At 35.0% G+C, this 24,052-nt stretch carries 20 protein-coding genes and 1 tRNA gene; 1 reads left to right on the top strand and 20 read right to left on the bottom strand.

What is annotated here, in order from left to right:
• Window positions 1-229 precede the first annotated feature (229 nt).
• The 9 genes from cysK to spoIIE form a co-directional block, all read right to left on the bottom strand.
• The gene (cysK, locus tag F9279_RS22325) at window positions 230-1,162 is read right to left on the bottom strand and encodes a cysteine synthase A (protein ID WP_152116340.1); all 933 of its coding nucleotides are present in this window, start codon (window positions 1,160-1,162) and stop codon (window positions 230-232) included.
• A gap of 194 nt (window positions 1,163-1,356) precedes the next feature.
• Window positions 1,357-2,238 carry an Hsp33 family molecular chaperone HslO gene (hslO, locus tag F9279_RS22320; RefSeq protein WP_152116339.1) on the bottom strand — a complete coding sequence of 294 codons (882 nt, stop codon included), beginning with the start codon at window positions 2,236-2,238 and terminating at the stop codon, window positions 1,357-1,359.
• 74 nt (window positions 2,239-2,312) lie between these two features.
• Window positions 2,313-3,089 (bottom strand): type III pantothenate kinase, encoded by a 777-nt coding sequence (locus F9279_RS22315; protein ID WP_152116338.1) that lies wholly within the window; start codon window positions 3,087-3,089, stop codon window positions 2,313-2,315.
• A 168-nt stretch (window positions 3,090-3,257) separates the two neighbouring features.
• Window positions 3,258-5,165 (bottom strand): ATP-dependent zinc metalloprotease FtsH, encoded by a 1,908-nt coding sequence (gene ftsH / locus F9279_RS22310; protein ID WP_152116337.1) that lies wholly within the window; start codon window positions 5,163-5,165, stop codon window positions 3,258-3,260.
• A 107-nt stretch (window positions 5,166-5,272) separates the two neighbouring features.
• Window positions 5,273-5,821 (bottom strand): hypoxanthine phosphoribosyltransferase, encoded by a 549-nt coding sequence (gene hpt / locus F9279_RS22305; protein WP_152116336.1) that lies wholly within the window; start codon window positions 5,819-5,821, stop codon window positions 5,273-5,275.
• 22 nt (window positions 5,822-5,843) lie between these two features.
• A complete protein-coding gene (gene tilS, locus F9279_RS22300) occupies window positions 5,844-7,229 on the bottom strand; it encodes a tRNA lysidine(34) synthetase TilS (RefSeq protein WP_152116335.1) in 1,386 nt (461 codons plus the stop codon).
• 156 nt (window positions 7,230-7,385) lie between these two features.
• Window positions 7,386-8,357 (bottom strand): protein kinase domain-containing protein, encoded by a 972-nt coding sequence (locus F9279_RS22295; protein ID WP_226793826.1) that lies wholly within the window; start codon window positions 8,355-8,357, stop codon window positions 7,386-7,388.
• Window positions 8,341-9,075, bottom strand: a complete 735-nt coding sequence (locus F9279_RS22290) for a vWA domain-containing protein (protein ID WP_152116333.1) — start codon at window positions 9,073-9,075, stop codon at window positions 8,341-8,343. The genes F9279_RS22295 and F9279_RS22290 overlap by 17 nt, the downstream gene beginning before the upstream one ends.
• Window positions 9,076-9,177: 102 nt before the next feature.
• Entirely contained in the window at window positions 9,178-11,652 is a 2,475-nt protein-coding gene (spoIIE, locus tag F9279_RS22285) for a stage II sporulation protein E (RefSeq protein WP_152116332.1), read from the bottom strand.
• 456 nt (window positions 11,653-12,108) lie between these two features.
• Between spoIIE and F9279_RS22280 the strand changes: the two genes are divergently transcribed.
• Window positions 12,109-12,182 (top strand) — tRNA-Met (locus F9279_RS22280).
• Window positions 12,183-12,340: 158 nt separating this feature from the next.
• On the opposite strand, the gene F9279_RS22275 is transcribed toward F9279_RS22280, so the two are convergent.
• From F9279_RS22275 to pth, 11 genes are all read right to left on the bottom strand, one after another.
• Window positions 12,341-12,841 (bottom strand): S1 domain-containing RNA-binding protein, encoded by a 501-nt coding sequence (locus F9279_RS22275; RefSeq protein WP_152116331.1) that lies wholly within the window; start codon window positions 12,839-12,841, stop codon window positions 12,341-12,343.
• Window positions 12,842-12,936: 95 nt separating this feature from the next.
• Window positions 12,937-13,338: an FtsB family cell division protein gene (locus tag F9279_RS22270; protein ID WP_152116330.1), complete on the bottom strand. Its 402-nt coding sequence runs from the start codon at window positions 13,336-13,338 to the stop codon at window positions 12,937-12,939.
• Window positions 13,339-13,356: 18 nt separating this feature from the next.
• On the bottom strand, window positions 13,357-13,983 hold the full coding sequence (yabQ, locus tag F9279_RS22265) for a spore cortex biosynthesis protein YabQ (RefSeq protein WP_152116329.1): 627 nt from the start codon (window positions 13,981-13,983) through the stop codon (window positions 13,357-13,359).
• Window positions 13,980-14,294, bottom strand: coding sequence for a sporulation protein YabP (yabP, locus tag F9279_RS22260; RefSeq protein WP_152116328.1), 315 nt, complete (start codon window positions 14,292-14,294; stop codon window positions 13,980-13,982). The genes yabQ and yabP overlap by 4 nt, the downstream gene beginning before the upstream one ends.
• A gap of 153 nt (window positions 14,295-14,447) precedes the next feature.
• Window positions 14,448-14,705, bottom strand: a complete 258-nt coding sequence (locus F9279_RS22255) for an RNA-binding S4 domain-containing protein (protein ID WP_152116342.1) — start codon at window positions 14,703-14,705, stop codon at window positions 14,448-14,450.
• A gap of 15 nt (window positions 14,706-14,720) precedes the next feature.
• Window positions 14,721-16,181 (bottom strand): nucleoside triphosphate pyrophosphohydrolase, encoded by a 1,461-nt coding sequence (gene mazG, locus F9279_RS22250; RefSeq protein ID WP_152116327.1) that lies wholly within the window; start codon window positions 16,179-16,181, stop codon window positions 14,721-14,723.
• Entirely contained in the window at window positions 16,178-17,797 is a 1,620-nt protein-coding gene (locus tag F9279_RS22245) for a polysaccharide biosynthesis protein (protein WP_152116326.1), read from the bottom strand. The genes mazG and F9279_RS22245 overlap by 4 nt, the downstream gene beginning before the upstream one ends.
• A 171-nt stretch (window positions 17,798-17,968) precedes the next feature.
• The gene (gene spoVT, locus F9279_RS22240; protein WP_152116325.1) at window positions 17,969-18,505 is read right to left on the bottom strand and encodes a stage V sporulation protein T; all 537 of its coding nucleotides are present in this window, start codon (window positions 18,503-18,505) and stop codon (window positions 17,969-17,971) included.
• A gap of 543 nt (window positions 18,506-19,048) precedes the next feature.
• On the bottom strand, window positions 19,049-22,585 hold the full coding sequence (gene mfd / locus F9279_RS22235; protein WP_152116324.1) for a transcription-repair coupling factor: 3,537 nt from the start codon (window positions 22,583-22,585) through the stop codon (window positions 19,049-19,051).
• Between the two features lie 426 nt (window positions 22,586-23,011).
• Window positions 23,012-23,242, bottom strand: coding sequence for an anti-sigma-F factor Fin family protein (locus tag F9279_RS22230; protein WP_152116323.1), 231 nt, complete (start codon window positions 23,240-23,242; stop codon window positions 23,012-23,014).
• A gap of 96 nt (window positions 23,243-23,338) precedes the next feature.
• The gene (pth, locus tag F9279_RS22225) at window positions 23,339-23,902 is read right to left on the bottom strand and encodes an aminoacyl-tRNA hydrolase (RefSeq protein WP_152116322.1); all 564 of its coding nucleotides are present in this window, start codon (window positions 23,900-23,902) and stop codon (window positions 23,339-23,341) included.
• Window positions 23,903-24,052: the final 150 nt, after the last annotated feature.

Raw genomic sequence — 24,052 nt, 5'->3', positions numbered from 1 at the left:
AGTATTACTGACAGCCGCCTGTCAAAACATAAAGAAGATTGCCATGCATCTATCCAAGATTGGATAGATGCATGAGAGTCTTTTTTCATGGAAAAGGAAGAATTAAATAACCATTCTAATCATCAAATTCTATCTAAAATAAAAAACTTGCAGAGAAAATAGTACTTTCTCTACAAGCTGAGAAGCCACCATAAATGGGGCTTCTTTACTCTTCCAATTAGCACATATCTTACTCTTCGTCGAATTGGTAAAGTGGAGTACTTAAGTAGCGCTCACCGTTACTTGGAATGATTGCTAATACTTTCTTCCCTTTTCCTAATTCTTTCGCTACCTTTAACGCTGCGTAAATAGCTGCTCCGGAAGAAATTCCTCCTAGAACTCCCTCTTCTTTCCCTGCACGGCGAGCATATTCAAATGCTTGCTCTGTTGATACTTGAATAATCTCTTCATACACTTGATCATCCAAGATATCTGGAACAAAGCCAGCCCCAATTCCTTGAATCTTATGTGGACCAGGTTTTCCACCTGATAAAACCGGTGAATCAGCTGGTTCTACTGCATATATCTTAATATCTTTATACTTCTCTTTTAATACTTCACCAGCACCTGTAATTGTACCGCCTGTTCCGATTCCTGCAATGAATGCGTCTAATCCTTCATCTCCGAATGCAGATACAATCTCTGGCCCTGTAGTTAATTTATGAACCTCTGGATTAGAAAGGTTTTTGAATTGCTGAGGAATAAAGTAACCATGCTCTTTTGCTAATTCTTCTGCTTTTCGAATTGCTCCACCCATTCCTTCAGGTCCAGGAGTTAAAACTAATTCAGCTCCATATGCTTTTAAAAGTCTACGACGCTCTATACTCATGGTCTCAGGCATCACTAAGATTGCTCTATACCCTTTTGCAGCAGCAACCATTGCTAACCCAATACCTGTATTACCACTTGTTGGCTCAATAATAGTGCTACCTTCTTGTAAGTCTCCGCTTTTTTCTGCAGCTTCAATCATAGCAAGTGCAATACGGTCTTTAACACTACTTCCTGGGTTCATATACTCTAATTTCAAGTATACATCCGCACTACCATCATCTACTAAGCGATTTAATTTAACAATTGGAGTCCCGCCGATTAGATCTACAATAGAATTAGCGATTTTTACCATATAATAACTCTCCCTCTCTCTTAATCCGAGTAATTTAATTGGTTTTGTATTATTAATTTACCAAAAACCCTCTGGATTTGTCAATGAAAATGTTTGTATTTTCCAAAAAATCTAACAGCATAAAAAAAGCTACTGATCAGTCATTCTATCCAACAAAAGGAAAGAGTGATTTTCTAGTAGCAAGGCTTTATCTACTATGCTTTCGCTTCTTCTAACAGAGCCTCTAACTCTTCTGAAGTGAATACATATTTTTCATTACAGAAATGACAGTGAGCTTCTGCTTGTCCATCTGTTTTAATCATATCTTCAATTTCCGCTTCCCCTAAGCTAATAATCCCATTAGAGAATCTCTCTTTTGAACAAGTACATGTAAATGATATTGGCATCTTCTCGACTATCTTGACATTATCTTTACCACATAGTTCTTCCAATAATTCCTCTGGAGTCAAACCTTGCTCTATTAATTTAGAAATAGGTGGTATTTCACTTAGGCGCTTCTCAATTTTTGTAATCGTCTCATCATCTACACCTGGCATTAACTGGATAATGAATCCACCCGCTGCTAAAATGGAGTTATCTGGATTAACTAGTACACCAACACCTACAGAGGAAGGTACTTGCTCTGAGTTAAAAAGGTAATACGTAAAATCTTCTCCAAGCTCTCCCGAAACAATCGGAACTTGACCTGTAAAATAGTCTCTCATCCCAATATCTTTTACAACAGATAAAGTTCCTTCTGTACCAACTGCTCTTCTAACATCTAGCTTTCCCTGTTCATTCAAATCAAAATGAGTTTGTGGGTTTGTTACATAACCACGCACTTCTCCTTTAGCATTTCCATCTACCAGAATAAGACCAATAGGGCCTCCTCCGTCTATTTTCACGGTTAATTTCTGCTCACCCTTTAACATTGCACCAAGCATTGCTGTTGCAGTAATAGATCTCCCAAGCGCTGCCGAAGCTGTTGGCCAAGTATAATGTCTTCTTTGAGCTTCCCCTACTGTTTCTGTACTTCTAACTGCATATGCACGGACCTGATCATTATATGCTAAGGCCTTTATTAAATAATCGCTCATACTAATCTCCTTTACTATTTCATCATGGGTATCCTAAAATTTATCCTCATTTACTGTATCACTAACAGAGTTCCTTACTTTATACTATCCTTATTCTTTTTATATATTAGCTGTAGTCCTTTTAATGTAAGGAAAGGATCAATTACATCAATTATATTAGATTCCTTGGCAATTAATTGGGCTAAACCTCCAGTAGCAACCACTTTAGGCTCCACTGCACTCTCTGCCTTCATTCTTTTAACAATACCCTCTACTTGACCAACATATCCAAATAAAATGCCAGATTGCATAGCAGCTACAGTATTCTTTCCAACCACTCCATCTGGTCGCACAATTTCTATACGAGGTAATTTTGCCGCCTTTGAATATAAAGCCTCTGTAGCAATATTTATACCTGGCGCGATAGCCCCACCCATATATTGTTTATGTTCATTTATATAGCAAAATGTTGTAGCTGTCCCAAAGTCTACAATAATAAGGGGACTGTTATATTCATGAATAGCTGCTACAGCATTAACAATACGATCAGCACCAACTTCTTTTGGATTATCATACTTAATATTAAGACCCGTTTTCGTTCCTGGCCCCACTACTAGAGGTTTCAAATCGAAGTATTTAGAACACATTCTCTCTAATGAAAACATAATCGGTGGAACAACAGAAGAAATAACAATCCCATCAATATCCGAAAATGCTAATCCAACATGATCAAATAAAGATTTAATGATCATACCGTACTCATCTTCTGTTTTAAAACGATTTGTCTCAATTCTCCAATGATGTTTTAATTCTTCTTTATCATATACACCTAATACTATATTGGTATTCCCTATATCAAAAACAAAAATCATTTCAGTCACCACTTTTACTGTATTCTTCAGTCCAAATAATATCTACCTAAACACTGGAAATATCATAACATAAACAAGACAAGAGACAAAGTGTAATGCAATCGATAGCTAGACTCTATAGATAAAAAAGGGGAACGTCTTTTAAGACGCACCCCTTTTTAATCAAAGTTATTCTGTTGGATCATCTTTTTTATTGATGTTTACTTTCACTTCATCTGTAGAACTGTCACTATCAGACTTTGTACGATTAGGTAATACACCATCTTTGTACAAGCTATTGATTTGTTCAGCATCCAATGTTTCAATTTCAAGAAGTGTTTCAGCAATTAAGTTCAATTTCTCACGGTTCTCTGTAAGAATTGTCTTCGCTCTTTCATAACAGTCCTTAATTATACGTTGGATTTCTAAATCAATTTCATAAGCGATTGCATCTGAATAGTTTTGTTCATTATTTAGGTCTCTTCCTAGGAAGACTTGACTTTGTACTTGCCCAAATTGTAATGGTCCAAGCTTATCACTCATTCCATATTCAGTTACCATCTTACGCGCAATACTAGTAGCACGTTGGAAGTCATTATGTGCACCTGTACTTACTTCACCAAAAACAATATCCTCTGCTACACGTCCACCTAGTAAACCGGTAATTTTATCTAGAAGCTCTTTTTTTGTCATTAAGAAGCGATCTTCTTTAGGAAGCATTACTGCATAACCACCAGCTTGACCACGAGGCACAATTGTTACTTTGTGTACCATATCTGCTTCATCTAGTACAACACCAATAATGGTATGACCAGCTTCATGATAGGAAACAATATTTCTTTCCTTCTTAGAAACAACTCGACTCTTCTTAGAAGGACCAGCAATAACACGATCTGTTGCCTCATCCATATCTTCCATATCGATTTTCTTCTTATCAGATCTCGCTGCCACAAGTGCCGCTTCATTAAGAAGATTTTCTAAATCAGCACCAGAGAAACCTGGTGTACGTTGAGCAATACTTTTTAAATCTACAGATTCGTCTAATGGCTTATTGCGAGCATGTACTTTTAATACTGCTTCACGGCCATTAACATCTGGTCTGTCAACCGTAATTTGACGGTCAAAACGACCTGGGCGTAATAAAGCAGGGTCTAGAATATCTGGTCGGTTAGTAGCAGCAATAATAATAATACCTTCGTTTGCTCCAAACCCATCCATTTCAACTAGTAATTGGTTTAATGTTTGTTCACGTTCATCGTGACCCCCACCAAGACCAGCACCACGTTGACGACCAACTGCATCAATTTCATCTATAAAGATAATACAAGGAGCATTTTTCTTAGCATTCTCGAATAAATCACGAACACGAGAAGCCCCTACCCCAACGAACATTTCCACAAAGTCAGAACCACTGATAGAGAAGAATGGTACACCAGCTTCACCAGCTACAGCTCTTGCCAATAGTGTTTTACCTGTTCCTGGAGGTCCATTTAATAGAACACCTTTTGGAATTCTAGCACCTAATTCAGCAAATTTACGAGGATCTTTTAAGAATTCTACCACTTCTACTAATTCTTGCTTTTCCTCATCTGCTCCTGCTACATCATTAAAGCGAACTTTTTTCTTTTCCTCACTGTAAAGCTTTGCCTTACTTTTACCGAAATTCATAACTCTTCCACCGCCGCCACCTTGGGCTTGGTTAAGTAAGAAGAAGAATAAGATAAAAATAATCACAAAAGGAATGATAGATGTAAAGAAAGTAATCCATCCACTTGTTTCTTGAGCAGGTTCAACTGTGATTTTTGAACCCTCTTTAGCAGCATTAAAAATAACATCTGCATTTTTTTCATTATTAGTTACATAAGAAACGAATGATTCATTTTCACTATAACCTTCTAATTTACCTCGTAATTCTAGTACACCTCTCTCTGGTTGCTGTGTTATTTCTGTCACATCACCAGCTTCAAGATGATTAATTAATTCTGTATATGTTAAATGCTTGGTAGGCTGGTTGTTTCCATTGAAAAAACTAACCACACCGATTATTACTAAAAATATTAATAAATAGAAAATGGTATTACGAAAAATACGGTTCATCCCTTACCTCCTCCCACGGTAAACAAACTATAAAGTATAGTAACATAGAAAATTGTGTAAATTCAAGGAATTACCCTTTCAGAACGGCTTTTTATTAGCCATTTTCCTTACTCACTTTTGTTTGTATATACTTCTGGTTTTAAAACACCAATATATGGTAGATTACGGTATCTTTCTGCATAATCTAGACCATAACCAACTACAAAAGCATCTGGTACAATAAATCCAACATAGTCAGCCTCTAGGTCTGTTTTTCTTCCAGTTGGCTTATCAAGCAATGTTACAATTTTAATGGATTTAGCTTTACGATAGCGGAATAACTCAACAAGATAGCTTAATGTTAAACCACTATCAATAATATCCTCAATAATTAGGATATCTCTTCCTTCTACTGAAGTATCAAGATCTTTTAAAATCTTCACTTCACCTGAAGAAACAGTTGAATTTCCATAGCTTGATACGTCCATAAAATCCATTTCTAAGTACGTATCCATTCTTTTTAAGAGATCTGCCATAAAAGGCATTGCCCCTTTTAATACACCAATCGCTAGCGGAAACTTATCCTGATATTCCTCTGTAAGCTGAAAAGCCAGATCTTTGATTTTACCTTGAATTTCTTCTTCAGATATTAGTACCTTTTCAATATCTTGTTTCATTTCTTGTGTGCCCCCTAGAAGATCATTGCTTTTTATATGTTATTAATAGATTACTACCACTATTCGTATTACTGTGAGAATGTATCGATTTTTTTAGTCCAGGTACCCAAAGAATATCGCCATTACTATCAGTGATAATCGGCCAACTTTCCCTTTCCTGAATAGGAACCTTCTCATCAATAAAAATACGGCTAACTTTTTTCGAACCTTTCAACCCTTTCCAACTCATTCGATCACCATCTTTTTTAGATCGAACAATTAAAGGAAAGGAAACAGAGGCTAGATCTAAGAGAATGCAATTCCTATTTGTTTCATATTCACTGTTTATATATTCTACCTTAATATTGTACCCATTTGGTAATAATAACTCTCCCATTTTTGATATTTCATAACAAAAGGGTTCATTTGGATTAAAATTAAGCTGGAAATGAAGAAATTGATAAGATTTTTTCACTTTCAGACCATTTGGGAGATCAATATTTCCAGAAGAATGAGGACTTTTAAGTAATTCAATAATTCGCTCAATATGTAATGCGGATAATGAAGCAGGCATCTCTTGATAGAGATAATTTAATATTAGTTGAATACACCTTCTTTGTAAAGGAATAGCTATTGAAAGAAAGGCACTTATATCCATTACTACTTCATTTCCACTTTTTTGTGTTACAAGAAGGGGCAACTTCTCTTCTGCAAGGCTTCTAAGGTACACTTCATCTTCTTCTAACTCTTCACTAAAGCGTTTAAAATGCATCGCAACTTGTTTATTTTCCTTCTTTAAAAAAGGAAGGATATGTTTTCTAAATCTATTACGGCTATAGATACCTTTTTCGTTACTTGGATCTCTTCTAGGTTGAAGGTTATGTATAATACAATATTCCTCAATCTCATCCCTTTCTAAACATAAAAACGGACGTATAATAAAACCTGTACTAAAAGAACGGCTAAAAGGTATGCCTACTCTTGCCTTCCCAGTACTTCCTCTTGTTAACCGCATAAGGATAGTTTCCATTTGATCATCGGCATGATGACCTAAAGCTAAAAAATCCAGCTTATATTCTTTCATCACTCTCTCGTAGAATTGATATCTACATTCTCTTGCAGCCAGTTGAGAGCTAGTCCCAGTCTTTTTTATATACTCAGGAACATTTACTCTTTCCAATAAGAAAGGAATATCTCTTTGCTCACAAAACACCTTTACAAATTCAGCCTCTTGTAATGATTCCTCCCCTCTGAACATATGATCTACATGTCCTGCATAAACCTTAATCTTCCATTCTTCTTCTTTTTCCCATAGAAAATGTAGAAGGGATAAAGAATCTGGACCTCCTGATACTCCTACAAGAATACTACTCCCCAAAAGAGAAACATTTTTACGTGTTAAATAATTTACTACTTTTTCCTCTAACATTTTTATACTTCCTATCATTAAGACTATTCTACTAAATCACATGTTATGTCTATTTACTACCCATGATGATATAGTAAAGAATAACATATTCTTATAAAGAGGTACCTAATTCTATTCTTCATTATGTCCTTAAATCCTTCTTTATTAGAATAATTCTTATGTTAATTGTCCGTAGATGTAGATAAAATAACAAATAGAGATAAGAGCAATAAGGACTAGAGACTCGAGAACACCTGTTTTTTTCTTTTTTTTCACAACCTTACTTCTTGTTTGATTCCCTGGCATAGACGCTGCCTTTTGTGGTTTAGATGGTATATTCGTATTCTTTACTTTCACAGAATGATGATTTGTCCTCTTTATTAACTCTATTCTCATTTCGTCTGCATTCTGGTATTTTCCCGTTAAAGCTTTTATTAAGATAGCTTCATATTTCATTAAATCGTGCTTTTGTCGAACCATTTGTTGTAACTGCTTAATTCCGCCTTCCACTTTATTGAAACGATTTGGATAATAAAGATTAATCATGATCATAGCAGTAGCAAATAAATCATAGGTTGGCTCTGCCTTTCTAGAACCTAGCCCCCAATATCCTCTATCAAAAAACTCCGTATATTCTTTAATGGCTCTTCCTTGTATGGTTGTTCCACCTACATCAATACACCTAATTCTTGTTTTTGGACCAGTTATAATAAGATTCTCTGGCTTTAGATCTCCAAAAACCCAATTATTATCATGGAGATTTTGCAAATCTTTTAGAAGTTGAATAATTAGTACATCTACCCAAGTACTATCCTTTGCTCGCATAAACGTTAATAAGTCTGGGCCATTAATATACTCCATTACATAAAAAGAAATGGTGCCACTTGTCGTAATCCAATCATCTACATCTATTAAAGAAGGTCCAAGGCGATAACCTTGGACCTTTGCAAAGGATTTTAATACATTTACTTCGGAAATAATAGATACGCTGTTGCTACTTAATTTCAATGCAACTTTTCCTCTATGGGATTCCGCTAGAAATACTGTACCGTTTGCTCCAAAACCAAGCTCTTTTAAAATCGTATATTGATTTTTATGCCATTTCCCTGCAATGACAGTGCCTGTATTGATTTTAAATGGACTCTTCATAGTATTCATCATCTCTTGAAACTAAACTTCTTAATGAACGCTTAGTTTTAAAGTAATGTACCGCTTCTTTTAATGCCGGTCCAGTAGGAGTTATACCCCCTGTAGATAATTTCGAAAAGATACTCGTTAATGATTCTAATCTAGGTGTCCAGTCTAGCAATTTTTCGACATCTTTCTTTTTCCCGGGAAATACAAAGACCGCATATCTATTTTCACCCGATCTTGCATTAAGACTAAGAGATAGATCAATTAGAGCCTCTTTCACTGTTGGTAGTTTATGCTTCATACTTGCACTAGTATCAACTAAAATAATTACTTCTAATTCAACAGTCTCACCTAGCTCATCTACAACTTCCATTACTTCTCCACGTTTTTCCGGTGGTAAATCTTCCATTGTTTTGGAAGAACCTAAAATTTGTTGTAGTTCCTTATTCACTACTCCTTGCAGAGTTTGTGTCATTGCCTTCTTCGTTACCATTTGAACGGTTTGGGCTAAGGCTTGCGCATAGACAACTTGACTTACTCCACCGCCGGAGAGCGATATTCCTTCAATTTCCTTCATCCCTTGTTCATCAATAGTATCTTGTTCCGTGACACCAATTACATTTACCGTTATACCTTGTTCATGTGCTAATGCAGCCATAGCAGTAGGGTCTTCCCCTTTATTAGAGCATCCATCTGTAATTAATAAAATTTGTTTTAACGTACCTGTTTTCATAAAAAAACTCCCCTCCATCTTTATGAGTTAGTCCCATTGTCGACGGAAAAGAGAGTTATTATACCTGTTTATCTTAAGTACTGCATAAAAATACTTACATCTCTAATTAGCAACTTGATTAAAGCCTCTCACTGGAATGGAAGTCCATTTTGGAATATTATGATCTATTCTAGCAACAAGTACAGTCATATCATCTTCTATCATCCCAGAACGAGATCTGATAACCTCTTCCATGATAAGATCAGCAATTTCCTGAGGCTTATCTGTTTTCAACTCATGTATCTTTCTCTTCATCCATAAATCAAAATTTTCTACATGCTTTGGTCCTTCAAATACTCCATCACTCATCATAATTAGCAGATCTCCTGCTTTTAATTGCTCACTTACTACATCTACATCGAACTCCTGAAGAATTCCCATTGGCAAGTTACTTGCTTGTATTTTCATTATTTTAGAGCCTCTTTTAATAAAACTTGGGGTAGAGCCAATTTTCAAGAACTTGACTGCAGCATTTTGTAAATCAATCATGGCTAAATCTAATGTCGAATAAATTTCATCTGTCGTTCTTAAGGATAGAATAGAATTAATCGATTTTATTGCGACTTGTTCCTCTATGCCTGATTGTAATATCTTTTGAAGTAATTGTAGTGTTTCTTTACTTTCCACATGAGCTCGTTCTCCATTCCCCATTCCATCACTAATCGCCATAGCATATTTACCCAAACCAAGTTCAATAGTAGAGTAGCTATCTCCAGAGATAAAGCCTCCATCCTTTGCTGCATGTGCGACACCTGTTTCCACCATAAATGCCTTAGCCGAGCGGAAGGTAACATGACTATAATCCTTTGTATAATCTGAAGCTTCCTCTTTGTTTACAATGATGGTTTCACCTAGTATATCTGATAGCATTGGTGCAATTAGTTTCTCGCTCTCACCGTAACTAGTACTATATGGCATCGTTATATCAATATCTACATTCCCTTGCTCTAAGCTATATATTTCAACATTTTCAATATGAATTCCAAATTCCTGAATTGCCTCTAAAATTAGCTCTTCTTGCTTGTGATGATTTTCCCTCTCTCTTTGTATTTCTTTTGCAAAATCACCCATGACCTCTGATACCCCTAGTAATTGATCTGCAACTAACTTTCTACTTTCCTGAACTTGTTTTTTTAGCTTTTGATTTGCTTGATATAGCGTAAGCTCCTGATGGATAGCATCTGTCACTTTTTTGGACCTTGTACAATGCTTATCCCAATCTCTTTGTAAACTAGAAGAAATATTTCCTCCCGTGTCTGCCATTTCAGTCATAATATCTTTCATATAATCATATGTTGTATTAAAGTTACGTGCCCAACAATGTTCCTTTCTGAAGCATGTCTGACACGTTTTCTCTGTAACATTACTTAAGAAATAATCTAGCTCTTTGTTTTCTTCTTCAAATGCTTGGTTAATATTCGGTGCAGAAAAGCTATTAGAAAGTGCTTGGAATACATTAGAAAATTGAGAGACTCTTTGAGCTGTAACATCACGCATTTTTCGCATATATTGTTGTTGTTCCTGTGAATATTCTGATGTTCCTGGAATATGCTTTGCTATTCTAGAAGTTAACGATTTCGGGGTTAGTAAGAACATTAATACAGCTATAGTTGTCTCCATTAATGAAATAGAGAGCACGCCTCCCCCTTCTCCATACATACCAATAAGCAGTGTAGCTATATACAGTCCAATAGCAACGCCAATTTTTCTACCTTCCTTTAACAATCCCCCTAAGAGACCAGAGAATGCTAATAAACTCATATGATAGAAGCTTGATATACTTGCTAAGCTAAATATTAAACCTGTAACTACTCCAACGGTAGATCCAATGGTTGCTCCAGCTATAAAGGAAAAAAGTAGAACTAAATATCGAGACATGATATGTTCTAATGAAAGTCCATATACTGCCCACCCTATAGTGCCTGTCATCACAGATGCCAGCATGATAATAATACAAACAATTTCTTCCGTTTTAAGAGCTTGCCTTCTTTTATTAATAATCAAAAGAGGAATACTTTGCAGAAATATTAAGGTTAATATATACCCAAGACTACCTTCTACTAACGCCATCATACTGCCATATAAATTCAAGCTACCAGCTTTTAAATAACCTTCTACTAAACTTCCTACCAAAACGAGAGCAAATACGAGAATAGGAACAAAATGCTGCTCTTTTTTCCATTTACTAACCATTTTATAACAGATTAAAAAGAAAAAAGATAAAGCAAAACTAGTAACCGCTTCTGTTATTCCGAGGGTTGCAGCTCCTCCTATTAACCCTATTAATGCTAGTGGTGCTTTATCTTTTCTCACTATATATAAACTGGCAAAAAAGGGTAGTGCAAAAGGAGTTAGTGTTCCTAATATTAAAGCTCGTCCAAGTAAAAACCCTATAATTAGCATCAGGTAGCCTTTTACTAGGAAGAATTGTTCCATTCTTGTTATGAATCTATGAAGAAATGCACTAAAGGTATCTCTTGATTTGCCAAAATTAACCTCACCAATCGGATCGATTATATCCCTTTCTACTTTTTCCATAAATTACACTCCCTATTAAGTATCGTTGATGAGTATTATAGAAGGAAATGAATTAAAAGTTTGTCAAAATTACGTAGCCCACCTAACTTTTCGCTCGACTTCTTTCCTTGAATTTTTCAAGCCCTTACAAAATTCGAGTCATTCAAGCGATAAAAAGTCCTCCAGCAATTATCTATAATTGATGATTAGGAGTTTCTCCTTTTACTTCATCATGAAATTTGTCACAAAATAGAATGTTTATTTTTTTATATTCGTATAATTGATTTGCATTCTGGCTATGCCAATGCACTCCTACCTAGCCCCGTTCTACTAGGATATTCATTGTTTATGGAAAGTAGTTCTGTAGAAATTAATAATCATAATGATTGCAATACTATTATCTTCTTCTAAATTCATAAAAACCGTTGACAGTTATAAAATGATTAGGTATTATATAAATTGTCTTGTTAATATTATGGCGGTGTAGCTCAGCTGGCTAGAGCGTACGGTTCATACCCGTGAGGTCGTGGGTTCGACTCCCTCCGCCGCTATCATTAAAAAACACACGTATATATACGTGTGTTTTTTTGTCTCTTTATAAAAAAGAAAAGAATACATAAAAAGCAAGCCAATGTTCGGCTTGCTTAAAAGCTTTAGGGAATATATAAACGATAAACCCTGCTATTTATTAATAAGATTCAGCAGCAAGTTACCCTCGTCTAGCGCCTCTTCCCCCACGTTTAGACTCAGTATTACGTTTCAATGATGTTAATCGGTCCTCACTGTCTTTAAGGAAACGAGCCATTTTGCTTTCAAAGTTCTCTTTCGGAGCACGATTTTCATTTGGTTTTGCATGACGTGGTCTCTGAGAATTCCCACCAGAATAAGGTCTCTGAGAGTTTCCACCAGAATAACCACCTTTCGATTCTCTTCTTTCTCCGCGGTCATATGAAGGTCTTTCCTGTCTTTCAGGTCTATCCTTCGCTTTTTTAATAGAAAGTCCGATTTTACCGTCTTTCTCTACATTAATAACCTTAACTTCGACTTCATCGCCTACTTTTAAGTGCTCATTAATGTCTTTTACGTAATTGTCTGCGACCTCACTAATGTGAACAAGACCCGTTGCGCCTTCTGGAAGTTCTACAAACGCTCCAAAATTAGTAATACCTGTGACTTTTCCTTGTAACTTGCTGCCTACTTCGATTGACATAAAAAAGTTTTGCCTCCTTAAGGATATAAAAAATCATGCTTATACTATATTATACAAAATGAAAAAAAAGGGTGTCAATACAGCTACTGACCTTATTATTTCCCATTCTCACTTTTCTTTCCATTTTCATCATTTGGTATATTAAAAATTATTTCCCCATCTTTAGATAATAATAGGTCTTTTCTAGCTAATTTAGCTAAATACTCTTCATCATTTAACTTAGCAATCTGATCATTTAATTCTACTTCTTTTTTCTCTAAAGCAACCACTTGTTCATCTAAAACTGCTTTCTCCGCTCTTTTTTCTTTTAAAATGGAGCTTTGCGATATGAGTGTGGACACCATCAAGAAGCTAATTATACCAACGCAGATTAAAAAAGTCGTTAACCTACGCAATAATAATTTTTTCTTTCTTGCACCACTAAGAGTCGTATTATCAGGTTGATTAGAAAGTTCAGTCGGAATTGTTGGGACATCTATTTTTCTTATAGCACTCATATTTGGCTCCTTTCTCCGTTACTTTTTCCTTCTATTTTGAAACTGTTGTTTTAAATATTTCTTTCCTTTTGTATAATATCCTGCCAATTTACTAGAAAACCTCTCGACGAATAATTTACCCTTTTTCGGCACAATCAGCCATAGTAATGACAATAGCCACTTTATAGGTAATAATAGTATTTCTAAAACAAATCTTAATACCCGAAATACACCCTTAGCAAGTGCCATTAGTCCCTTTAACAAATAGGTAATTATCGACAAAAGGAGAAGAACTAGCCCTCTAATCGGTTTATAGATTATGTTTACTACTAACTTTACTAATAGACGATAAGCTTGGACACAAAAAGAAATAATTATTTCTAACAAACGGAGGTAAAAAGTTTGAAACAAACTTTTATACATAGCAAAGCCTAATAATATAGCTAATATTAAATAGATCCTAATTTCCCCTTGATTCACTAAGAAAAGGACATAGAACATTAAAAGTGCTTGTAATATCCAAAATAATAAATCGTGGATGAAGACAATACTTCTTTTTCTCTGTGGTCTCTTTAAGAAATGTTGATAGGTTTCTAAGCTTATTCCAAAAAATAAGCCCATGCCAACCATTGCTAGCATGGTTATAAATTGTGTAGATAATGTCATCGGAATATCTTGCTAAAGAAGCCTTTAGCTTTTTCTCCGCTTTGATCATCCACGTAAACTAAATCAAATACTTTTCCTTTTATAGAAACAATTCCTTTTTCTACATCTAGGTTCTTCATTTGAAGATTTTGGCCACGAATAGATAAAAAACCCATAACTGTTTCTAATATAAATTCCTCATTATCAAAGCTTTCTACCTGCTTTACACCAGTTATATCAAGAAGCTTTCTACCTCTCATAATGACATCATGTTCAACTGTAACACTTTTGGTCATATTTGAATCAGTATTCGAATCATAATATTGGCTCATTATTATCCCTCACAATCAATTAGTACAATACTCTACTTGTACCAATTTATGTGAGTTTTCTTCTTTTTAGAACAAGCCTTTTGAGAAAGGAAAAGACTCCAAGTTCTTCCAATATTATTCCCTTTTTACCCTATTTCTTATAGACGTAAACCATTAAGCTAAAGTTTCCTCTTTTACTATGGTATACATATTTGCTGCATCTTCTTTCTTCGTAGAATCCTGTAACATTTCTATTTTAGCAGTTACCATTTTCTGCCCAAAACGTACCTGTAGCTCATCTCCCACCTTTACAGTTGTACTCGCTTTAGCTACCTGCCCGTTTACTAAAATCCTCCCTTGATCTGCTACCTCTTTTGCCAGAGTTCTTCTTTTTATCAATCTGGAAATTTTTAAAAATTTATCTAATCTCATCATAATCTCTCCTTTTTATAACCCTATAGCTTTAGCTTCATTCCACAGCCTATCTAATTCTTCTAGACTCATTTGCTCCATTGTTTTTTCAGCTGCATCGACTTTTTCTTCTATATAGTGAAAGCGACTAATGAACTTTTGGTTTGTTTGAAAAATGGCTAGCTCTGGATTTAATTTATAGAACCTTGCGATATTCACAAGCGAAAATAAAACATCTCCCAGTTCCTTTTCCATATTTTCTGTATGAGAATCCGCTAACTCTTTACTCCATTCCTCTATCTCTTCTCTTACCTTTTCCCATGCTTCTTTTGAATCTGCCCAATCAAACCCAACCTTTGCCGCTTTCTTTTGCAGCTCATATGCTTGCATTAGTTGAGGAAGACTTGAGTTAACACCATCCAACACAGATGTTTTCTCTTGTTTAGCTTCCTTTTGCTTCACTCTTTGCCAATGTCCCATTACATCGTCTACAGTCTCTGCCTTTTCCTCACCAAATACATGTGGGTGTCTTCGGATCATCTTAGCAGATATTCCTTCAATAACATCATCAATTGAAAAATATCCTTCATCTTCACCAATTTGGCTATGAAGCATGACTTGAAGAAGCACATCTCCCAATTCCTCTATGATGTGATCAATATCACCTTCATTTATCGCTTCAATTAACTCAAAGCTTTCCTCTATTAGATAGGGACGTAAGCTTTCGTGTGTTTGTTTTTTATCCCAAGGACAACCCTCTGGCCCTCTAAGCATTGCAATAATTTCGCGTAGCTTAGAAAATTCCTTATTCAATAAACCTTCCTCTTTTACCGGTGGAATATAAACAGAAGTTAAATTATTCAAATGAACCTCTCTATCCAATTCGTGCAGTTCCATTTGTTTAATAACTTCTTGATCACTACCCGCTGCTGTTACTACAGTTACCGGATAATCATATGGTAAAACTTCCATTAAGGTCAGTTTAACTTCTGAAGCGGAAAACATATCGTATACTTGCCCAATAATCATATGATTTTGTACATTTATATCCGATTTATTTAAGGCAGTTCCATCTAGCAATTGAAACCCTTCAATTGGGTCTATTTTAAGTGCTTGAAAAATGCTATCTAAAAAACTCTGTCCTCCGCCTATCTCAATGGTAATTTCACCTTTGAGACTTCTCTCTATCAATAGCTGGACTGTCTTTTCTGCTACTAAAGGGTGACCAGGAACAGCATAAGTTATATCCTTATCACTTGCTTCTTTTATTAATACTTCCACTATCTCTTCATAAACGGCATCAAATTGGTCATGACGTTCATAAATAGAATCAAAAGAGGAGAAAACAATCCCTTCCTCTTCTAGCGTCAATAATACAGGATGATCTTTTGTTCTAACAAATACTGTATCCCTATTCCCTGTCAGATTTCGGTAGACTCCTAAAGGCAACTGATTAATATCTCCTGCGCCTAACCCTATAATAGTAATATGCTTCATAATTTCTTCTCCTTATTTTTCGGTAAAAACCAGGCTAATTTATTTCCAAAAGGTAATAACAATAAATCTTCCTCTTTAAAAACTTTCTGCTTCAGCACAATGAAAACATAAACAAAACCACCTATTATAACTCCTGCTAAGGCTTGAATTGCATCCCGTATGCGTTCATTGTCTATAGCACCTTCTATTAAAGAAGTAGAGAACAAAAGAAACACTTTTAACACAATAAACATAATAATGCCTGCAAATACAATACTAGCTAGCTGTTTATAATCCACTATAGCTATTCTTACTATCCTTTTCAATTTGCTAGACATAAATAATAAAATAATAAGGAGTACAAAAAGAGTGGAATATGCCGCTCCATTTATTCCGAAAATGGATACTAGCCATCCATTAATCATATATTTCAAGATAAAACCTAAAACAATTAGGATAGCTGGATAAATGGAATGCCCTAACCCCTGCAAGATAGCAGTCATAGTAGCAATTAATGCATTAAGAAAGATCACACAGCAAAGAATCCCTAAAACGTCAGACCCATTCTTATTTTCAAAAAGCATACTATTTGTTTGTTTAATGATACTGATTAAACCTACAGCTGCTCCTAGTCCAATGAAAAAGCTTATTAATATAGAGAAGCGAATATTCTTAACTAACCCTACTTTGTCTCCATTTTGCTTATCTTTTGTTATAAGTGGAACAATGGCTAAGGCCATAGATGTTGATATGATTGTTCCAATCTGTATAAGTGGTTGTCCTCTATCGTAAACTCCCTTCAATACTTTAGCAGATTCAGGATTCACCCCAGATTCTAGAAGTAAAGAATAGAGATTCAAAGAGTCAGCTAACTGCAATAAGATAAGTAACATACTACTAATAGAGATGGTTATTCCTTCATATAGAATCCGTCTTTGTAACGCTCTATTCTCTTTATGCATAAACGTCGATAAACGGAAGAAGGATAAAGGGTATCTTGCTTTCTTATAAAACAAAAGTAATATAACAAGGCATAGAGCTCCACCTGTTATGGATCCAAATAATGCCCCTGCACCTATAAAATATAAGGAATAGCCTTGATAGGAAAAAAATATGGCAGCAAATAGAATAGTTCCCACCCTTATGGTTTGTTCTCCTACCTGTGATACTGCTGTGGGCAGCATATTCCCTTCTCCTTGAAAAACACCTCTAATAGTAGCAATGAAAGGAGATAAGAGAAAAGTAAAAGAAATAACCTTTAATAATGGCGAAAGGTGCGGATCTCCCATCCATATTGCTAAATTTTCTGAGCTAAAGAAAAGCATTATAAAGGATAGGAATCCTATGAAAAATAATAAGAAAAAAGAGGAATTCACAAGTTTCTCTATACCAGATTGATTCCCCTCTACTTTCATTTCCATATATAGTTTAGATAATACTACTGGAAAACCGTATGTAGATAAACTAACCACAACCCCATAAAAGGGATAGACCTGTTGATAAATATAGAAACCAGTATCTCCCACAATATTTTGAAATGGTATTCGATAAATGGCACTAAGTATCTTCGTTACTAAGGCAGCTATAGTTAAAATAAATGCGCCTTTAAACCAGACATTAGATGAAATAGTTTTCACATGTCTAGCTCCTTCCATTTATTACTTCGCTTATATTATAGCATATTTCCTAACATGGTTTACCCCTCCTAAAAAGGAAGCATAAGTAGGATAGATATAGTTTTATCCATGAAAAAGAGACAGCCATTAAACTGCCTCTGCTAACATCCTTATTTAATTACATTGATTTACTTATGATTCCATTTGACGAGCTAAAAACCCAGCTGCTGTTTCTACAGCTTTCTTTTCTACATCTCCAAGAGTGCCCTCTTTTGCGAAGATAACTACCGCTCCGATAGGATCTCCATTAGCAATAATTGGACCAATAGTATAACCAGAGATAGATTCTGTACTACCTTCTACAATGGAGAGTTGATCTTGTTGGTTCATTAAAATAGAACCTCTCTCTTCCATTGATTTCTCTACAATCTCACTTATATTTTTATTTAAATAATCTTTTTTTGATACACCTGAAACAGCAATAAAAGAATCTCTATCGCATATTAATACAGCATTTCCTAGACTATCATATAAAGCTTCTGCATATTCTTTAGCGAAATCGCTTAATTCACTAATAGGTGAGTATTTTTTCAAAATTACTTCACCGTCTCGATCAACAAAAATCTCTAATGGGTCGCCTTCACGAATTCTTAATGTTCTTCTAATCTCTTTTGGGATAACGACACGACCCAAATCATCGATACGACGCACTATTCCAGTTGCTTTCATTCCGTGTTGCCTCACTTTCATCAGATGATTTTTTTAAAATGGATGATTACACGAACAGTAGCTTCACTTCCGTTAACATAAATCCTGTCATGTTTTTCTGGATGATATATGCTTTGATACATGTAATGTTCACCATATTTAAGAATAGTATCTTTCATATGTTGAGTTCTATACATGAATCATACAAAATTTTCTCATGGTAGCTTTATTTTCCTTGGTGAATAATTCAATCTTTCCATCATTTATACTTGTAAAATCCCACACTTTTGTTTTATCTATGGGAGTAAAAGTGTAAATATATCTGGAAGATTTATCTATAGTATTTATACCCTTGTACTACTATCATAAACATCTTTCCAACCTTAAGATTAGCTGAAAAGTAGTAAGAAAAGGAGAACTTCGATAGTCTCATAATCAGCTCTTTTCGCTTACTTAGAAATGATTAATGTTATGCTAACGGAAGATTACTTCATTTCATCTTATATGGTTCCTCATTTTTATTCATAACAAAAAACTCCTGCCATTACAGCAGGAGCTTCTTTATTATACAACTTGTTCCGGTTCTTTCACAAAGGTGCTGAAAGCTTCTACCATTTCATAGCAGGCAGAAAGCCATTTTTGTTGCTCTAATCCTTTTACATGGAGAACCATTTTTAGCTTTTTACCATCCATACCAAGACCGATCATTCTACCATATTTCGAGCTTCTCTCGAAGATTTTCTGTCCGTCCATTTTGCTACTTCCTAATTCAGACAACAGAATAAGAATTTCGTCTTTTGTTTGCTTAATTAATTCTATTCCTGCCTGCTTACCATTCACTTTCATTTCTGTAATCTTAAATAAGTAGGCAACTTCCTCTGGATAATCTCCAAAACGATCAACTATTTCTTCTTTTAGTTCTGCAATATCTTCAAATGATGTAATTCCTCTAAATCGTTTGTACATTTCGATTTTTTGTTGTCCATTGTTAATATAGAAATCTGGGATATAAGCATCTATATCTAAATCGATTTCAATAGCTTGTTTTTCAGCTTCATTGAACGTGCCTTGGCGGGCCTCAATTGCTTCTTTCAGCATTTGAGAGTATAGGTCGAATCCTACTGAATCAATAAAGCCATGTTGCTGTGCTCCGAGAAGATTTCCTGCTCCACGAATTGTTAAGTCTCGCATAGCAATTTTAAAGCCTGAACCTAGCTCCGTGAATTCTTTAATAGATTGCAACCTCTTCTCGGCTACCTCTGTGAGCACCTTATCCTTTTTATAAGTGAAATAAGCATATGCTACTCTATTTGATCTACCTACTCTTCCTCTTAATTGATACAGTTGGGAAAGTCCCATTCGGTCAGCATCTTGCACGATTAATGTATTTACGTTTGGAATGTCTACACCTGTTTCAATAATGGTTGTACTGACAAGAACATCATATTCCCCTTCTAGGAAGCTTAGCATCACGGATTCAAGTTCATTCTCTGTCATTTTCCCATGTGCATAAGTAACTCTTGCATCAGGAACGAGCATGGAAATCTCTTCTGCTTTTCTTTCTATATCCTCAACACGGTTATACAAGAAATAAATTTGACCATTTCTAGCTAGTTCTCGTTCTATTGCTTCTCTCACTAATCCACCGTTATATTCCATAACGTATGTTTGAATAGGGAATCGATTCTCTGGTGGTGTTTCAATGACGGAAAGATCACGAACTCCTAGCATGGACATGTGAAGTGTCCTTGGTATTGGAGTTGCAGTTAAGGTTAGAACATCCACATTTGCTTTTAACTGCTTGATTTTCTCTTTATGTGTTACTCCAAATCGTTGCTCCTCATCAATAATTAATAACCCTAAATCTCTATAGGTAATATCCTTAGACAATATACGATGAGTTCCAACGACAATATCTAACGTTCCATTCTTTAAGCCTTTAATCGTGTCATTTTGTTGCTTTCTTGTTTTAAACCTACTTAATAAGCCAATCTCAATCGGATAATCTTGGAACCGCTCTCTTAATGTCTCATAATGCTGTTGAGCTAGAATAGTAGTAGGAACTAAAAATGCTACTTGCTTGCCATCTGCAATCGCCTTAAATGCCGCGCGAATGGCTACTTCTGTCTTGCCGTAACCAACATCACCACATAGTAAACGATCCATTGGTCTTTCCCGTTCCATGTCCTTCTTAATTTCACTAATAGAACGTAATTGGTCTTCGGTTTCTTGATAGGCAAACGATGACTCAAACTCACGCTGCATTTCTCCATCTGGAGAAAAACCATAACCAACAGATGCTTCTCTTTCGGCATACAACTTAATTAAATCATCTGCAATATCTTGTACAGACGATTCTACCTTTTTCTTAACTCTCTTCCAGTCACTTCCACCTAATTTATATATTTTAGGCTCTTTACTTTCTGAACCTACATATTTTTGAATTAAATCAATTTGTTCAACAGGAACATATAATTTATCATTTCCCTGGTATCTCAAATGAAGATAATCTTTATGAACACCATTTATTTGTAAAGTTTCAATACCAAGGTATTTACCAATCCCATGATTAACATGAACAACATAATCTCCAACATTCAGCTCAGAGTAACTCTTAATCCTTTCCGCATTGGAAAGCTTTTGTCTTCTACTCGATAACTTCTTTGTTTTCGTTTTAAAGAGCTCTTCTTCTGTTAATACTGCTAGCTTAAGAATAGGCAATTCAAATCCAGATTGTAAATTCCCCTCCAGTAACTGAATTTTTCCCTCTGAAACCGTTTTGACATTACTTTGTATAATAACATCTATATCATAGTCTTTTAATACTTCCTCTACCTTCTCCAAACGCTCCTTAGTAGGACCTAGCAAAATAACTGTATATTGATTTTTCTTCCATCTATCCATCTCTGTTTTAAGAACATTCATCTGACCATGGAAGTTCTGCATTTGTTTACAGCTTATGTTTATAATATTCTGTGGATTCGTATTAGGAACATGCCTTAAAAACAAGGATAAATAGACGATTGATTGAGTTGCTTGATGTAAGAGATCATGAATACTTTGAGATAAGGTCAAGTCATGAATTATCTCCCCTTCTCCTAATAAGCTTGTATACCAATCTGCCTCTTCCTTTTCTAGAGTTGCATTCATTTCTTGCACTCTACTAATTTCATCTACAAAAAGTAAGCCATTTTTCGGTAAATAATCTATTAAACTGACATGCTTTCCATAAAGAATGGATAAATATTTATATAATTGTTCTGGAGTTTGGCCATTTCTAACTTGCTCTATCTCACGACCAACATTTTGCATTAATAGATTTTTAACATTTTCATCTTTTATCTTCTTTAAACTTAATGCCAAGCCTTCTTCTAATTTACCTATTAACGTTTCAGTATCCTTTTCATCAAATAGAATCTCCGTAGCTGGGCCAATCATTACTACTTCTCTTTTATCTTTTGAGCGTTGGTCTTCTAACGAGAAGGTCCGAATAGAATCTATCTCGGTATCAAATAATTCCACACGAAGAGGTTCTTCCTCTGTTAATGGATATATATCTAAGATACCACCTCTTACACTAAACTCTCCTGGAGATGCTACCATATCAGAACGAGTATATCCTAGATAGACTAACCTTTTTAAAAAACCCTCTAAGTCAATATCCTTTCCTACTTCTAGCACAAGCTGCGCATCCTTCCAATGTTTCTTTGGAGGAAGAAGCTTTCGTAAACCTGCGACTGGTACAATCATGATTCCAGTTTTCTTTTGTGACCAGTGATTCAATACTTCAATTCGCTGTGCCTTTAATTCTGGACTTGCTATACTCAACTCTGCAGCGATCAGTTCATTAGCAGGATATAAAAAAACTTCCTGTTCGCTCACTACATTTGTAATATCATCATAAAGCTTTTGTGCTTGTAATAGATTGTGTGTGACAATCAATAATGGCTTCTTTGTTAATTCATAGATAGAAGTCATATACAAAGTACGTGCTGAATTAGAGAGCCCAGAGACTAATTGCTCTTGTAACCCAGCCTCTAATCCCGAAATGACGTTTTGTATATCCTCTTGTTGTTTAAATTTGTTTTTTAGCCCTAACAAAAAAATTTCCCTCCCATTCAAAAAGCGAAAAAGCACCCATTTATTATGAAAATAATGAGGGCGCAAGCTAGATCTCTTGCTTTATTACCTTTTTCATACCATATCCGTCTAGCTTTATTATTTATCTAAACCATTACTTTTGTTTTTCTTAAAATACTTACATAGTGTTGTTATATACGAGATATCATGCTTATATTCCTGCAATATGAAAAAGAATTCCTATGGAGACGTAAACTTAAAAAATGCTTTGGATTATCTTCCAAAGCTACTATTACTCATCCTAATGACCTTTCACGTTCCTTTTCTAGGATGATTCTCAGAATTTTTTCTTATGGAATTTTTCAAAAGAAATAGATAAGAGAAAATGGCAGATAACATTAACACCCTTCTATGTTATCAGCATTTTATCTTACCTTCTACCTACCATTAGTGAATCAAGTAATCATTCTCATAGTAATCGGGATTCTTCGCGAGAGATTCATGACAATCCTCACAAATAGACTTCACATAAATATCCCCTGCTTGATTGTACTGAATCATATCAGAGCGATCTTCTCCTGTAAGATGTTGAAACCCCAATTGATTTGTATCAACCATATTAGAGTCAATAGATCCTATATGAACCCCACAATGTCTACAACGATAATGAATAGCCATATAAATAGGCCTCCTTACCAGCAATTTTCAAATAGATAATGCTAGTATTAACCTATTCCACTATAAATATAACAAGCTTTAATAGATGATGCTTCCTTATTGAATATTATATTTATTCATTACTTGTAAAAAAGGTGACTGCGTCCATTCTGCACATGCATCAGCGCATTTTTTTATAATGTCTTCTAGTATCTCTGTTTCTTCCTTAGTAAATCTGCCTAAAACATAATCTGTGACTTTCATGCCATTTTTCGGGCGATCTACTCCTACTCTTATACGGTTAAACTTTTCTGTCCCAGTATGTTGAATAGTAGATTTTATTCCATTATGCCCACCAGAGCTACCTTTTTGGCGTAAACGTATTTTTCCTACTGGCAAGTCTAAATCATCATAAATAACAACTAGATCATCTATATTTATTTCATAGTAATCCATAATAGGACGAATAGATTCTCCTGATAGATTCATATATGTAAGTGGTTTTAATAAGATAACCTTTTCACCTGAAATGGTACCTATACCAAAACTACCTTTAAATTTCGATTTATCCAGCGGAATGCTATAAGCTTCTGATAAATAATCGATTATTTCAAAGCCTATATTATGTCTCGTTTTATCAAACTGCTTACCTGGATTTCCAAGACCTACGATTAACTTCATTATTATCACCCTTTATTCTTATAATACATACAGAAAGAAAGGTTTGACCAATAGAATCACTTATCGGACAAACCTTCCTTTTGTCTATTTTTGAGATAGTACTAATTCTGTCTTTATCATCATGTAACTATATTATACAACAAAGGGAGC

Origin of the sequence: Bacillus sp. B1-b2 (assembly GCF_009183415.1) — a bacterium.
Classification (GTDB): domain Bacteria; phylum Bacillota; class Bacilli; order Bacillales; family Cytobacillaceae; genus Niallia.
This window is presented reverse-complemented; position numbering and strand designations above follow the sequence as displayed.